14 protein-coding genes are annotated in these 13273 nt (G+C 65.1%); 7 read left to right on the top strand and 7 right to left on the bottom strand.

Annotation, left to right across the window (positions count from 1 at the left end):
- Positions 1-4: 4 nt before the first annotated feature.
- The 3 genes from BMY90_RS00145 (at position 5) to BMY90_RS00135 (ending at position 2035) form a co-directional block, all read left to right on the top strand.
- Complete coding sequence (locus BMY90_RS00145) at positions 5-760, top strand: slipin family protein (RefSeq protein ID WP_008217119.1); 756 nt, start codon at positions 5-7, stop codon at positions 758-760.
- Between the two features lie 242 nt (positions 761-1002).
- The gene (locus BMY90_RS00140; protein ID WP_008209230.1) at positions 1003-1557 is read left to right on the top strand and encodes a YaeQ family protein; all 555 of its coding nucleotides are present in this window, start codon (positions 1003-1005) and stop codon (positions 1555-1557) included.
- 31 nt (positions 1558-1588) lie between these two features.
- Positions 1589-2035 carry an FKBP-type peptidyl-prolyl cis-trans isomerase gene (locus BMY90_RS00135; RefSeq protein WP_008209228.1) on the top strand — a complete coding sequence of 149 codons (447 nt, stop codon included), beginning with the start codon at positions 1589-1591 and terminating at the stop codon, positions 2033-2035.
- Between the two features lie 203 nt (positions 2036-2238).
- Here BMY90_RS00135 and BMY90_RS00130 read toward each other — a convergent pair whose 3' ends face one another.
- From BMY90_RS00130 to BMY90_RS17155, 3 genes are all read right to left on the bottom strand, one after another.
- On the bottom strand, positions 2239-3096 hold the full coding sequence (locus tag BMY90_RS00130) for a PA4780 family RIO1-like protein kinase (protein ID WP_008209226.1): 858 nt from the start codon (positions 3094-3096) through the stop codon (positions 2239-2241).
- A gap of 37 nt (positions 3097-3133) precedes the next feature.
- Complete coding sequence (locus BMY90_RS00125; RefSeq protein ID WP_092700253.1) at positions 3134-4138, bottom strand: LLM class flavin-dependent oxidoreductase; 1005 nt, start codon at positions 4136-4138, stop codon at positions 3134-3136.
- A 109-nt stretch (positions 4139-4247) separates the two neighbouring features.
- Positions 4248-4781, bottom strand: a complete 534-nt coding sequence (locus BMY90_RS17155) for a hypothetical protein (RefSeq protein ID WP_092700250.1) — start codon at positions 4779-4781, stop codon at positions 4248-4250.
- A gap of 200 nt (positions 4782-4981) precedes the next feature.
- On the opposite strand from BMY90_RS17155, the gene BMY90_RS00110 reads away from it, so the two are divergent.
- Entirely contained in the window at positions 4982-6490 is a 1509-nt protein-coding gene (locus tag BMY90_RS00110; protein ID WP_092700247.1) for a S10 family peptidase, read from the top strand.
- A gap of 97 nt (positions 6491-6587) precedes the next feature.
- On the opposite strand, the gene BMY90_RS00105 is transcribed toward BMY90_RS00110, so the two are convergent.
- Both BMY90_RS00105 and BMY90_RS00100 read right to left on the bottom strand, forming a co-directional pair.
- Positions 6588-7211, bottom strand: a complete 624-nt coding sequence (locus tag BMY90_RS00105; RefSeq protein ID WP_092700244.1) for a DUF998 domain-containing protein — start codon at positions 7209-7211, stop codon at positions 6588-6590.
- Positions 7204-7410, bottom strand: coding sequence for an oxidoreductase-like domain-containing protein (locus BMY90_RS00100; RefSeq protein ID WP_092700241.1), 207 nt, complete (start codon positions 7408-7410; stop codon positions 7204-7206). The genes BMY90_RS00105 and BMY90_RS00100 overlap by 8 nt, the downstream gene beginning before the upstream one ends.
- Before the next feature lie 143 nt (positions 7411-7553).
- Here BMY90_RS00100 and BMY90_RS00095 point away from each other — a divergent pair, with 143 nt between their 5' ends.
- The gene (locus BMY90_RS00095) at positions 7554-8681 is read left to right on the top strand and encodes a glycoside hydrolase family 18 protein (protein ID WP_245734763.1); all 1128 of its coding nucleotides are present in this window, start codon (positions 7554-7556) and stop codon (positions 8679-8681) included.
- Between the two features lie 160 nt (positions 8682-8841).
- Here BMY90_RS00095 and BMY90_RS00090 read toward each other — a convergent pair whose 3' ends face one another.
- On the bottom strand, positions 8842-9633 hold the full coding sequence (locus BMY90_RS00090) for a class I SAM-dependent methyltransferase (protein WP_092700235.1): 792 nt from the start codon (positions 9631-9633) through the stop codon (positions 8842-8844).
- A 214-nt stretch (positions 9634-9847) separates the two neighbouring features.
- Between BMY90_RS00090 and BMY90_RS00085 the strand changes: the two genes are divergently transcribed.
- The gene (locus tag BMY90_RS00085; RefSeq protein WP_092700232.1) at positions 9848-11659 is read left to right on the top strand and encodes a chloride channel protein; all 1812 of its coding nucleotides are present in this window, start codon (positions 9848-9850) and stop codon (positions 11657-11659) included.
- Between the two features lie 163 nt (positions 11660-11822).
- The gene (locus BMY90_RS00080; RefSeq protein ID WP_008213100.1) at positions 11823-12323 is read left to right on the top strand and encodes a DUF1269 domain-containing protein; all 501 of its coding nucleotides are present in this window, start codon (positions 11823-11825) and stop codon (positions 12321-12323) included.
- A 40-nt stretch (positions 12324-12363) separates the two neighbouring features.
- Here the strand turns inward: BMY90_RS00080 and BMY90_RS00075 are convergent, their stop codons facing one another.
- A complete protein-coding gene (locus BMY90_RS00075; RefSeq protein WP_092700229.1) occupies positions 12364-13191 on the bottom strand; it encodes a DUF3014 domain-containing protein in 828 nt (275 codons plus the stop codon).
- Between the last annotated feature and the right edge of the window lie 82 nt (positions 13192-13273).

The following is a 13273-nucleotide window of genomic DNA, read 5'->3' as shown; positions in this document are numbered from 1 at the left end:
ATTCATGGTCGGTTTTTCTGGAGTCATCGTGATCATCGTGATCGCGCTGTTGTTCCTGTCCATCAAGGTATTGCCGGAGTACCAGCGTGGCGTGGTGCTGACGCTGGGCCGCTACACCGGCACCAAGGGACCGGGACTGGTGCTGCTGGTGCCGATCGTGCAGCACATGATCCGGGTGGATCTGCGCGTGACCGTGATGGACGTGCCGCCGCAGGACGTGATCTCGCGCGACAACGTCTCGGTGCGGGTCAACGCGGTGGTGTATTTCCACGTGGTGGATCCGGACAAGTCGGTGCTGCAGGTCGAGAATTTCCTGCAGGCCACCAGCCAGCTCGCGCAGACACGATTGCGCTCGGTGCTGGGCCAGCACGAACTGGACGAGATCCTGGCGCAGCGCGACTCGATCAACCACACCTTGCAGACGATTCTGGACGAGGCCACCGATCCCTGGGGCATCAAGGTCACCAATGTCGAGATCAAGGACGTGGACCTCAACGAGACCATGATCCGTGCGATCGCCCGCCAGGCCGAGGCCGAGCGCGAACGCCGCGCCAAGGTCATCCACGCCGAGGGTGAAATGCAGGCCGCGGAAAAGCTGCGCGATGCCGCCGCCATGCTGTCGCAGCAGCCCCAGGCGTTGCAGTTGCGCTACCTGCAGACGCTGGCCGACATGTCCAGCAACGGCAAATCCTCGACCATTGTGTTCCCGCTGCCGCTGGATTTGATCAAGCCGCTGATGGACGTGCTGCCCAAGCCATGAACAAGGAGCGTGGGCGGTAGAAACTTTCGAGGCGAAAAAGTGGCTGCGTGAGGACAGATTTTCGACGATTTGCCGGCCCATAGTGGTTCTATGGGCCAAGAAGCGACGGAAATATGGACCACGCAGACACTTTTGCAGCCCGGAAGATTTCTGCCGCCCACGCTCCTAGGCGCCACATGGCCCCCGCGGGCTTGAGCCCGGCCAGGGAGTAGAATGGGGAGTTATTTTTCCCAGGCACCTCCATGGCTCTCAGCGCCACCATCTACAAGGCCGAACTGTCGATCAGCGACATGGACCGGCACTATTACGCCACCCATGCACTGACCCTGGCGCGGCATCCGTCGGAAACCGAGGAGCGCCTGATGACGCGCCTGCTGGCCTTCGCGCTGTACGCCGACGAGCGGCTGGAGTTCGGCAAGGGTCTCAGCGACACCGACGAACCGGCGTTGTGGCGCAAGGCCTATACCGACGAGATCGAGTTGTGGATCGACGTCGGCCTGCCCGATGAAACACGCCTGCGCAAGGCCTGCAACCAGTCGCGGCAAGTGGTGGTGCTGGCCTATGGTGGCCATGCCACCGACGTGTGGTGGAGCAAGATCGCCAACACGCTCACCCGCCACGACAACCTCAGCGTGCTCGCCATCGACGATGCCGACATGCAGAAGCTCGTCGCGTTGTGCGCGCGCACCATGCGCCTGCAATGCCTGATCCAGGACGGCGAATTGCAACTGATCGCCGGAGACGCCACGCTGGCCATCCGTCCCGACATCCGCATGGGCGACTACGCCGTCGCCTGACCACTGACCCATCGATCCAACGAGGCTATCCATGCGCTGGCTACTTCCCCTGCTCGTTCTGTCCACTCTGTTCGTCCTCGCCGCCTGCAACCGCTCGGCGCCGCAGCCCTACCAGGGCGGCAGCGTCGCCACGCTGACCAAGACCGACCTGAAGATCGGCACCGGTCCCGAGGCCAAACCCGGCATGACCGTCGAGGTGAACTACACCGGCTGGCTTTACGACGAACACGCCAAGGACAAGCGCGGCAAGAAGTTCGACAGTTCGCTCGACCACGGCCAGCCGTTCTCCTTCACGCTGGGCCAGGGCATGGTCATCAAGGGCTGGGACGAAGGCGTGGCCGGCATGCACGTAGGCGGCAAGCGCCTGCTGCTGATCCCGGCGGCGCTGGGTTACGGCGCGCGCGGTGCCGGCGGCGTGATTCCGCCGAATGCCTCGCTGGTGTTCGAGGTGGACTTGCTGGGCGTGACGCCGAAATAAAGCCGCCCGGCACAGCCCAAAGCTGTCACCATGTCGATGCGGCGAATCCACGCTCGCAGGAGCACCCCATGAAAGGCATGGTCCAGAAAAAGGGCGACAAGAAGAAGGCCCTGAAGACGCCCAAGGAAAAGAAAGCCGAAAAGGTCGCCAAGAAGGCCGCCAAGAGCTGATTCGGCGCCCTCGCGCCGCGGCCAGCTCCCGCCTCAGTCTTCCGCCTGCGCCGCCTCGCGTCCCTGCTGGCGGATGATGGCTTCCTCGCGCGCGTCGATGATCGACTGCATCACGCTGTCGACGTCCACCGCGCCGTCCTCGAACGTGAAGTGGCCGGTCAGCTCGCTGTCCGGCCGCAGTTCGCCCTGCTCGAACAACGCCCACATTTCCTCGGCGTAATGGGTATCGAGCAGTTCCGGCGCGAAGCGCGACAGGCTGATCGTGATGTTGCCCACGTCCCGCCGCAACATGGTGCGCGCGGCATTATTGCCCGCCGCGCTGACCACCTGCGGCAGGTCGATGATCACCGGACCATCGGCGGCCACCAGCACGTTGTATTCGGACAGGTCGCCGTGGATCAGCCCCTCGCACAACATGCATGCGATCTGGCGCACCAGGAAGCGGTGGTAATCGCGTGCCGTTTGCGCCGACAGCTCCACCTCACCCAGCCGCGGCGCGGAAAAACCGTCGGCATCGGTGACCAATTCCATCACCAGCACGCCACCGAAATAACCGTATGGCTGCGGCACGCGCACGCCCGCGCCCACCAGCTGGTAGAGCGCATCCACCTCGGCACTTTTCCAGGCGGCCTCGGCCTCCTTGCGACCAAACTTGCTGGCCTTGCCCATCGCACGCGCCTGGCGGCTGCCGCGCACCTTGCGGCCTTCCTGGTACTGCACGCGCTGCTGGAAACTGCGCTGGGCCATGTCCTTGTAGACCTTGGCGCAACGCACGTCGTCGCCTGAGCGCACGACATAGACCGACGCTTCCTTGCCGCTTTTCAGCGGGCGCAGAACCTCGTCGATCACACCGTCGTCAATCAGCGCCTGCAGGCCGGCGGGGGTTTTCATGCGGAAATGGGCTCAAAAGCTGGAGGATGACCTGCCATTATGACTGACTGGCCGCCGCCAGGCGGTCGCGCACGGCGGCAATCCGTTCGAACGAGCGCAACCGTGCCGCGTGCTCGAACACGTTGGCGGTGATGATCAGCTCGTCGGGCCGGTGCCGCGCGATGAAAGCAGCCAAGCCCTGCTCGACGGTGTCCGGGGCGCCGACCACGGCGCAAGCCAGCGCATGGTCCACGTTGTGCCGCTCGTGCGGCGCGCCATGATTGGCGATGTCGTCGATCGGCGGCGGCAGCAAGCCCGGCATGCCCCGGCGCAGGTTGATGAAAGCCTGCTGCTGGCTGGTGAACAAGCGCCGCGCCTCGGTGTCGCTGTCGGCCACGACCACGTTGATGCCGAGTATCGCGTACGGCTGCGACAAGCGCGCGGACGGTTGGAACTCGCGGCGATAGACCTCCAGCGCCGCATCCATCGCATCCGGCGCGAAGTGCGAGGCGAACGCATACGGCAGGCCCAGCCTGGCCGCCAGCCGCGCACCGAACAGGCTGGAACCGAGCAGCCACACCGGCACGTCCACGCCCGCCCCCGGCACCGCACGCACGGCCTGGCCGGGTTGGGCCGGTTCGAAGTAGTGCAGCAATTCCAGCACGTCGTCGGGGAAGCTGTCGGCGGCATCCGCATAGCGGCGCAATGCACGCATCGTCGGCTGATCGGTACCGGGCGCGCGACCCAGACCCAGGTCGATGCGCCCGGGATACAGCGAAGCCAGCGTGCCGAACTGCTCGGCCACCTGCAGCGGCGCATGATTCGGCAGCATGATGCCGCCCGCGCCGACACGAATGCGCGACGTGCCGCCCGCGACATGGCCGATCAGCACTGCCGTGGCGGCGCTGGCGATACCGGGCATGTTGTGGTGTTCGGCCAGCCAGTAGCGCGTGTAACCGAGCCGGTCGCCCAGTTGCGCCAGCTCCAGCGTGTTGCGGAATGAACGGGTGACGTCGGCGCCTTCGGCAACCGGCGCAAGGTCGAGGATGGAAAACGGAATCATGGGCAGCCTCCGGGGGATGCCCCGACATCTGGGGGCATCTCACCCGGATTGCCAGCCGGATGCGCGAATGCGCCCGCCCGATCCGTCGCGGCGCGGGCGCAAGCCGGCGTCAGTGGTGCGGATTGCCCTTGTTCGCCGCAATGTCGGCGTGAAGGTGCCCGGCGATATCCTTCGCGGCGGCATCCAGCAGCACCGGCAGCGCGCGGGCGTAGGCACCGGACCCCGCATTCGCGGCGACATCGGTAACCGGCGCGGCCGAATAGGCTCCATGCGTGACGAAGCCGCGCTCGTTGATCGTGCAACGAAGCGACAGGTCCATCGCCACCTTGCCCGGCGCATCCTCCTGGTCGACCTTCATGCGGGCGTCGAGTGAATCGCAGCTCACGGTCAGGTCAGTGAAATAATCGGGCTGCAACGACTTGCCAAGCGCGGACTGCAAGGCCGTGGCCAATGCCGGCGCCGGCGTCAGCACCAGCTTCTGCTCCAGCCCCTTCACCTCGATCTGCTCCGGCCCCTGCGACACCTGCAGCCACGGCGCCGTACCCGGCGTAACCATGTTGCCAAGCGGCACCGCCAGACGCACATCGTGGCTGCACGCGGCAACAAGCATGCAGGCCCCCATGGCCCATGCAATACGTTTCATGGATGATCCCCCATCTTAAGCATAAGCTCGGAAATGTAGCCGACGCGGCACGTGCGGGCAATGTCGGACGTCTCATTTCCATGCAAATGGCCGTCCATATCGCACGCCGGCAAGACCGCGACCCATGCCTTTGGGCACACGTCATGCCGGATCCTGGCCACTAGGCTTGGAAGGTTTTCTTCCATCGTCGAGGTTTCATCGTGCACAAGCCCCTGCAAGCCGCCCTGCTGGCTGCCCTGATCATCGCCGGACTGCAGACGCCTTCCGTGCTGGCCGCCGACAACCATCACCCCGCTGCCACGCAGGATGCCGGCAGCGCCAACGGCTTCAACCTGCCGGCCTTCCCTGCCGATGCGCACGTGACGCAGAGCACCCGGGTCGATGGCCGCACGCTGAAGTACACGGTGACGGTGGGCTCGCTGCCGGTGCGCGACGAGAAGGGCAAGATCATCGCCCAGGTCGTGTTCACCGCCTACACCATGCCCGGCAAGCACCGCCCGGTGACCTTCGCGGTCAACGGCGGCCCCGGCGCCTCGTCGGTGTATCTCAACCTTGGCGCGATCGGCCCGAAGAAGGTGGACTTCGGCGTGGCCGGCGACACCCCGTCCGAACCTGCCACGCTGCACGACAACCCGGGCACCTGGCTCGGCTTCACCGACCTGGTGTTCATCGACCCGGTTGGCACCGGCTACAGCCGCGCGCTGGTGGACGACAAGCAGGCCACCAAGGATTTCTACAGCACCGACACCGACATCAAGTACCTGTCGCGCATCGTCTACGACTGGCTGGTGAAGAACGGCCGCATGGAGTCGCCCAAGTACCTCGTCGGCGAAAGCTATGGTGGCTTCCGCGGTCCGCGTATCACCGATTACCTGCAAACCCAGCTCGGCGTGGCGATGAAGGGCGTGGTGCTGCTGTCGCCGTATCTGGACCCGGGTGCGTCGGACGACGAGAACGTCTCGCCGCTGCCGTGGATGCTCACCCTGCCCTCGATCGCCGCCGCGCACCTGGAGCGCGAGGGCAAGCTCACCGACGCGGCGATGCAGCCGATCATCGACTACACCCGCACCACCTATGCCAGCACGCTGATGCAGGGTCGCTCCAACCCGGCCGCCACCGCCGCGATGATCCAGAAGGTCACTGAGCTGACCGGCCTGGACCCCACCTTCGTGAAGCGCTCCGGCGGTCGCATCGAAACCCAGGCCTATCTGCGCGAGGTGTACCGCGCCGAAGGCAAGCTGGGCAGCCGCTACGATTCCAACGTCACCGCATGGGACCCGTTCCCGTATGCGCCGCACCAGCGCACCGGCGACCCGATCCTCAACGGCATCATCGCGCCGACCACCACCGCGATGGTCAATTTCGTCACCCAGACCGTGGGCTGGAAGTTCGACGGCCGCTACAACGCACTCAGCTACAAGGTGAACCGGCTGTGGCACGAAGACGATGACGCCCGCGACGGCTCGGTGTCGCAACTGCGCGAATCGGTGGCCAACGATCCGAACCTGCGCGTGCTGATCGGCCACGGCTGGGACGACCTGTCCTGCCCGTTCATGGCCTCGCTGCTGATCGTCGACCAGATGCCGGCAATGGGCGACCCGAATCGCGTGCAGGTGAAGGAGTACCCGGGCGGCCACATGTTCTACGCGCGCAAGGACAGCCAGGCGCTGCTGGTGAAGGACGTCAAGAAACTCTACGGCGTGAACTAATCGAGGGCTGCCACTTACCCCCTCCCCTGCCGGCCCCAAGGGACTTCCTTCGGTCGCAGGGGAGGGCCGGGGTGGGGTCAGGCAATCTAGCCGTACCTCACCTGTTCGCTCCCGGCCCATTCTTCGCGCGCCACAGCCACCACGCCGCGCACAACAGCCACCATACGATCAGCGCGATCAGCAACTTCTGCTCCAATCCGCGTGGCATGCCCTTCCATATTGCATCTACCCACAGTCCGACGAAGCACACCAGCGCAAGCGCGAAGGCAAAACGGAAACGCGATCGCCAGCGCGCATCGTCGCGTAATCGCCACGACTGCAACAACATCGCCACCGTGGCACCCAGGAAGGCCGCCTGCGCCGCAACACCATGCACCAAACCTTGCAGCGTCGGCGCGTGTCCCGGCAGATTGCTGTGCGCCAGCGCCGTGACCACCAATGCGGACGCAGCGTACGTAAACAGCGACCATGGCGCCAAGCTGCGTGCCTCGCGCCGCAAGGCGCCATAAAAGCCGCCGCCCAGGCAGACCAAGGCGCAAGCAAGCACGACATAAGCCGCCTGCAGCACATGCCCGTACCCGCCCAGCAGGTAGAAACTCAGCGGTGCGTCCAGCCAATCCAGGTCAGGGCGCAACCATTGCACGACTACTGCCACGGCAACGAACACCAGCGTCCCGACAAGCGCCGCTCCGCCACACCGGCGTACCGTGGACTCACGCATCGGGATCGACGCCCGGATGCCGCTCGCGCCATGCCGCCAGCGCGTCGCGGTAGCGTTCCAGTGCCGCGTCGTAACGGTCGAACACGCACGGCACGCAGCCTTCGCCACAGCAGTCGGCAGGATCGGGCTCGACCGGTCGGCGCGGCGGCGGATCGTCTACGAATGACTTGGCGGGAACATCGTTCGGTGGCGTACTCATGGGGCGAGGTATACCCGATCGACCGCCCACTCCGTCAAGCGTGCCGTGCCACCGTGATGCGTTTGGCCATCCATCCACGCATCCACGCTTGGCTGTCGCTGCCGTGGCTGCCAAGATCGGACATCCCGCCAGGAACCGAACCGATGCGCCAGCTCCGACCGCTTCGCCACATGTTCACCGCCCTGCTTGTCGCCGCCGTGCTGTTCGGCGCAGGGGCGCAGGCCACGGCTCCGCACTACCGCATCGTCGGCTACGCCAGCCGCTGGAATCCGGTGCAGGACAAGGACATCGGCAAGATCGACACGCTGATCTTCGCATTCGCGCAACTGAAGGATGGCCGGGTGGTGCTCGACCATGCCAGCGCCGAGCGTTTGCACCAGCTCACCGCGCTGAAAGCGCCCCACCCGTCATTGCAGGTGGATATCTCGGTGGGCGGCTGGAGCGTGGGCGGTTTTTCCGAAGCGGCCAGCACCGCCGCCGGTCGCCAGGCGTTCGCGGACAGCGCCGCGCAACTGGTGGCCACGCACGATGCCGATGGCCTCGACGTGGACTGGGAATATCCGGAACACCACGAGTCCGGCATCCATTCCAGTCCGCAGGATCGCGCCCATTTCACCCTGCTGCTGAAAGCGATCCGCGCCAGCCTGGACCGGCTCGGTGCCGCGCAAGGCCGCACTGGCACGAAGCACTACACGCTGAGCATTGCCGCAGCCGACGGCCCGTTCGTCAATGGCATCGACCTTGCTGCGGTGGCGCCGACGCTGGACTGGTTCAACCTGATGACTTACGACTTCGTCAACGCGATGACGCCTACCACCGGTCACCACACCGGATTGCACGCCTCCGCACTTATCGCTGGTGACGGCCGCACCACCGACCGCGCCGTCGAACAATTCCTCGCAGCTGGCGTACCGGCACGCAAACTGGTGATCGGCGCAGCGTTCTACGGCCGCGAATTCGCCGGCGTGCAGCCGGCACACCACGGCCTGTACCAGCGCTACGACCACTTCCAGGGCATGCTGCCGTGGCCGAAACTCAAGGCCGACTACATCGGCAAGCACGGCTATGTGCGCTACTGGGATGGCGCCGCGCAGGCGCCGTGGCTGTGGAACGCCAAAACGCGCCGTTTCATCACCTACGATGATCCGCAGTCCATCGCCGCCAAGGCTGCCTTCGTCAAGGCACACCATCTGGGCGGCATCATGTACTGGGAGCAAAGCCTGGACCCGAGCGACGAGCTGCTCGACGCGATGTGGCGCGGACTGCATTAACTCCCGTCGCACGAACTACGGCCAGGCAATACTTCGCCTGACCGCGTAGGAGCGCAACCTGTGCGCGAGGCTTTGGTCACAAACCCCAAGGAGAGCATTCGCGCACAGGGTGCGCTCCTACAATCAGTGGCTCGGGCGATTACAGCCAGCGTCGTGCCGCTTATTGCGCCGGCTTGCGGAAGCGGTAGATGAACTGGTCGGTATGACCGCGTATCGACTTGTCGAACACCTTGACGGTGAGCGGATCGGCGGGGTTGTGCAGCGCCTTGCTGGAACCGTCGAAGACGAAACCGGCCGACTCCGCTTCCTGCTTCACCACGGCTGGATCGATGCGGTGCAGCGTATTGGTGTCGCTGATGCCGGAACCGGCCGGCGCCACGTGGTCGATCACCACGAACAGGCCGCCGGGCTTGAGCGCATCGAACACTTCCTTGTCGAACTTCATCATGTCCACCGGGCCCATGAACGGATCGTGGTAGTCGTGGTAGTTCTGCGAGGTGAAGACCAGGTCGACCTTTGCCGGCACGCTGAGCATCGCCGCCGGCTGCTCCAGCACGCTGACGTTGGCGTAATGGGGCGTGGCCGACAGCTTGCGCCAGTTGTCCAGGCTCTTGGTCGAGAACTTCGCCATCTCGCTCGGCCACACCGTGTAGACGTGGCCCGTCGGACCCACGATGGCGCTGAACACGCGCGTCCAGTAGCCACTGCCGGGGACCAGCTCCAGCACCTTTTCGCCCGGCTTCACCTCAGCAAAGGTCATCACGGCAGCCATCTTGCGGCGCGCGTCGTTGGACGCATCGGCCTGGCGTGCCGGGTCGTGCATGGCGGCGGTGACATAGGCCGGCACCGCGCCGCTGGCGTGGTGATGGGCATGGGTATGGACAGGCGCGGCGGCCATCGCCGCGGCAGGAAGGGTTAACGCAACCAGCACAGCAAGCACAGTGGGACGCATGACGTACTCCGGCAACGAGTGTGGGGTTCGTCATTGTGGACCCAAACCCGCCATCGGGTGACATGTCTTTCGGCATGGATCCCCACCCTGTCCAGGCCGGCATCAAACCACCTGATGCCGGCGCACGAATCCGCTACCCTGATTTGGCCGCCTTGCCTTTCACCGGGACGGCTGTTCGAAAATCGTGAACAGGCTTTGTCATACGGGACACCCCATGACCGGCATCACGCACCGCTTTCGACGCATCTACGAGAAGTGGAAGCAGGACACGCTCAGCCAGAGCGATTTTCGCCCCAGCGTGAGCATCCTCAAGCTTTCCTTCATGGCGATCTTCGTCGGCATCGCCGCCGCCCTGGTCGCATGGCTGCTGTATCGCATGATCGGTCTGGTGACCCACCTCGCCTTCGCCGGACAATGGTCGTTCGATTTCACCGCGCCGTCCGCGTTCGGCGCGCCGGCATGGGTGATTGTGCTGGCACCGATCGTCGGCGGCCTGATCATCGGCCTGATGGCCCGCTTCGGCACCGAACGCATCCGCGGCCACGGCATTCCCGAAGCGCTGGAAGCCATCCTGTTCCGACAAAGCAAGATGCTGCTCAAGGTGGCGATACTGAAACCGTTGTCGGCCGCCATTGCCATCGGCACCGGTGGTCCGTTCGGCGCGGAAGGGCCGATCATCATGACCGGCGGCGCGGTCGGCTCGCTGTTCGGCCAGACCTTCTACCTCACCTCGATCGAGCGCCGCACGCTGCTGGTGGCCGGCGCCTGCGCCGGCATGGCGGCGACCTTTGCCACGCCGATTTCGGCCACCCTGCTGGCGGTGGAATTGCTGCTGTTCGAACTGCGTCCGCGCAGCACCATTCCGGTAGCAATCGCCTGCTTCGTCGCCGCCGCGTTGCGGCCGCTCCTGATCGGCCCCGGCCCGCTGTTTCCGCTGGCCGTGCAGTTCCATCCGCAACTGGGCGAGCTGGGCATGGCCGCCGTCTGCGGCGTGCTGGCGGGCCTGTTCGCCACGCTGCTGTCGGCGATGATCTACAAGACCGAAGACCTGTTCCACAAACTGCCGGTCCACTGGATGTGGTGGCCGGCCATCGGCGCGCTGGCGGTCGGCATTGGCGGCCTGCTGGAACCGAAGGCGCTGGGTGTCGGCTACGGCGTGATCGACGAACTGCTGACCGGCAAGATCATCGGCATGGCGATCGTGGTGTTCATGATCGCCAAATCGCTGATGTGGATCATCTACCTCGCCTCGGGAACCTCCGGTGGCATCCTGGCGCCGCTGCTGGCGCTGGGCGCAGGCCTGGGCGGCCTGGAAGCGCTGTTTTTTCCCGGTGCCGATCCCCTGCTGTGGCCGCTGCTGGGCATGAGCGCACTGATGGCCGGCGTCATGCGCATGCCGTTCATGCCGATCCTGTTCGCGCTGGAACTCACCCACAACGCCAGCGCACTGCCCGCATTGCTGGTGGCGTGCACCGCCGCCTACGGCGTCAGCGTGTTCCTGATGAAACGCTCGATCCTCACCGAGAAGATCGCCCGGCGCGGCTTCGACATCTTCCGCGAATACTCGGTGGATCGGCTGGAGCACATGGCGGTGAAAGACGTGATGACCACCGAGATGCTGACCATTCCCGGCGACACCCTGGTACGTGAAGCCGCACGCAGCCACTTCGGCACCGACCAGAAATACCGTGCCTACCCGGTCACCGATGCGGACGGCCATTTGCTCAACATGCTCGATCGCAACGAAATGGCGCGCATGCTGCAGGCCGACGAAGCCGGCACTGCCTGCCTGGCCGACCTGCTGGGCAAGGACCCGGTGGTCGCCTTCCCCGGTGAAAGTTGCAAGAGCGTGGCCATCCGCGCCGCGGTGGAAAAGCTCGACCGCATCCCGGTCGTCGATGCCGATGGCCGCCGCCTGCTCGGCATGGTCACCCGTTACGACCTGCTCAAGCCGTACACCCATTACCACCGGGAAGAACGCGTACGCGAACGTTTCTTCCGCAACGGCAACCACAACGACAAATAACCGAAAGCCGTGCACGCGGCCGCAGTCGCGCAAGCTTGATGCCACTGTCACGCGCCGCTTACCCCGTGCAGCGAAGGATGGGACTCGACCATTCCGGCGCGCTCCATCCGCGCTGCACGACCGGCCCGTGACATGCCGCCGGTCCCATCGAAGGGAGGGCCCCATGAAGAATCGCTGCGTATTTCGCACCAACGACTTGCCCACCGCTCGCGCGGCCATGCAGGCGGCCCACCAGGCCGGCATCGATGACGACGACATCGGCCTGCTGGCTCGCAAGGACATCCAGAAGCTCAGCCGCCCCGGGCAACGGCTGCATAACCGCAATGATTTCTACCCGGCGCTTTGGCGTGGCGCGCTGTGGGGCGGCATTGGCGGCTTGGTGCTGGGCCTGATTGCCGGACTGTTGATCCCTGCCTCGGGATTTCCACTCGAAGGCGCGATAGCCACCTGCGTGATCGGCGCGATCGCCGGCGGCTGCATGAGCGCGGTGGCCGGTGCCGGAATCGCCGACCCGGTGGATCGCCGCTTCAAGAGCGAGATCGACAGTGGCCATATTCTGGTGGTGGTCGACGTTCCGGAGGATCAGCTCACCCGGGTCGAGGCTTCCGTCACCCACGTCGGCGCCGTGCGCCTGCCGTTCGAAACCCCGACCGTCGCCACCTGACGATTGCACGCGCCACGCTCCAAGGCGTGGCGCGTGCATTTCACTTCACCGCGGGCAAGGTCTTCCCGGTCAGCTGCGCGCGTACGTCACGCAACTTGGCCTTGATCGCGGCCTCGTCGGCCGGCCCCGCACGCAACAGCATCTTCTGCCCGACCGACAGCGATTCCAGCGCAGGGTTGGCGTATTCGTAATGGCCGTTCACCGGCGTCAATGCCGGTGCCTGGGCCAGGTCCGGCGTGGCTAGCAGGTTGTCGATCACCGTCACCAGGCGATCATTGAAGTAACCCTTCGGATAACCCAGCTGGCGATAAGCCTGCTGGAACAACGGATATGCGTGGACATACCAATCGACCAGCGCCTTGCTGTCCATGCCTTTCAGCAACTGCATATAGGGCGCGTAGCGCTCGGCATTGCGTGCATCCATCACGGTGGCACCCTGCGCCTGGGTGACCGCGAACGTTCCCTTCGGCGCATGCACCGGCAGGACGGAACGACCCAGCGCGTGACGCGGCAATGCATCGACAGTGGCCACGATGCGCTCGACGATCTGGCCATGGATCAGCAACGAATCCAGGTCCTGGCCACCGGCCAGACCCTGCAATGCAGACAACACGCTGGCATCGCTGTCATCCAGTGCGGGGAGTGGCGCGGTCGAGGCGCTGGCCGGAGCCGACGCCTGTGAAATGGGGTGCTGGATCGGCTCGGCAGCGGGCGTTGTCGCCGCACTGGCCGACGTTGCCGGCATGGCCTCGGACGCCGGCGCTGCCGGATGCATGGCGCGATACGCCATGTAACCACCTGCCGCAATCACGATGACCACCACGATCACGGCCACCACCCAACTACCTGCCGAACTCTGTTTGCTCACTGTATTGCCCCGCGTTGCGTCGATACCTCAGGAAACTCCGGAAAACTGTCATTTCACTGGCTTTTCGCGTCAGCCCATCGGG

The sequence above is a fragment of the Rhodanobacter glycinis genome (genome assembly GCF_900114325.1).
Taxonomy (GTDB): Bacteria; Pseudomonadota; Gammaproteobacteria; order Xanthomonadales; family Rhodanobacteraceae; genus Rhodanobacter_A; species Rhodanobacter_A glycinis.
The sequence above is the reverse complement of the archived record's forward strand: the minus strand, read 5'-3'. Positions and strand labels throughout refer to the sequence as shown.

Coding starts and splice junctions, on each gene's coding strand:
- BMY90_RS00145 (WP_008217119.1), top strand. CDS start 5: ATGGTCGGTTTTTCTGGAGTCATCGTGATCATCGTGATCGCGCTGTTG.
- BMY90_RS00140 (WP_008209230.1), top strand. CDS start 1,003: ATGGCTCTCAGCGCCACCATCTACAAGGCCGAACTGTCGATCAGCGAC.
- BMY90_RS00135 (WP_008209228.1), top strand. CDS start 1,589: ATGCGCTGGCTACTTCCCCTGCTCGTTCTGTCCACTCTGTTCGTCCTC.
- BMY90_RS00130 (WP_008209226.1), bottom strand. CDS start 3,096: ATGAAAACCCCCGCCGGCCTGCAGGCGCTGATTGACGACGGTGTGATC.
- BMY90_RS00125 (WP_092700253.1), bottom strand. CDS start 4,138: ATGATTCCGTTTTCCATCCTCGACCTTGCGCCGGTTGCCGAAGGCGCC.
- BMY90_RS17155 (WP_092700250.1), bottom strand. CDS start 4,781: ATGAAACGTATTGCATGGGCCATGGGGGCCTGCATGCTTGTTGCCGCG.
- BMY90_RS00105 (WP_092700244.1), bottom strand. CDS start 7,211: ATGCGTGAGTCCACGGTACGCCGGTGTGGCGGAGCGGCGCTTGTCGGG.
- BMY90_RS00100 (WP_092700241.1), bottom strand. CDS start 7,410: ATGAGTACGCCACCGAACGATGTTCCCGCCAAGTCATTCGTAGACGAT.
- BMY90_RS00095 (WP_245734763.1), top strand. CDS start 7,554: ATGCGCCAGCTCCGACCGCTTCGCCACATGTTCACCGCCCTGCTTGTC.
- BMY90_RS00090 (WP_092700235.1), bottom strand. CDS start 9,633: ATGCGTCCCACTGTGCTTGCTGTGCTGGTTGCGTTAACCCTTCCTGCC.
- BMY90_RS00085 (WP_092700232.1), top strand. CDS start 9,848: ATGACCGGCATCACGCACCGCTTTCGACGCATCTACGAGAAGTGGAAG.
- BMY90_RS00080 (WP_008213100.1), top strand. CDS start 11,823: ATGAAGAATCGCTGCGTATTTCGCACCAACGACTTGCCCACCGCTCGC.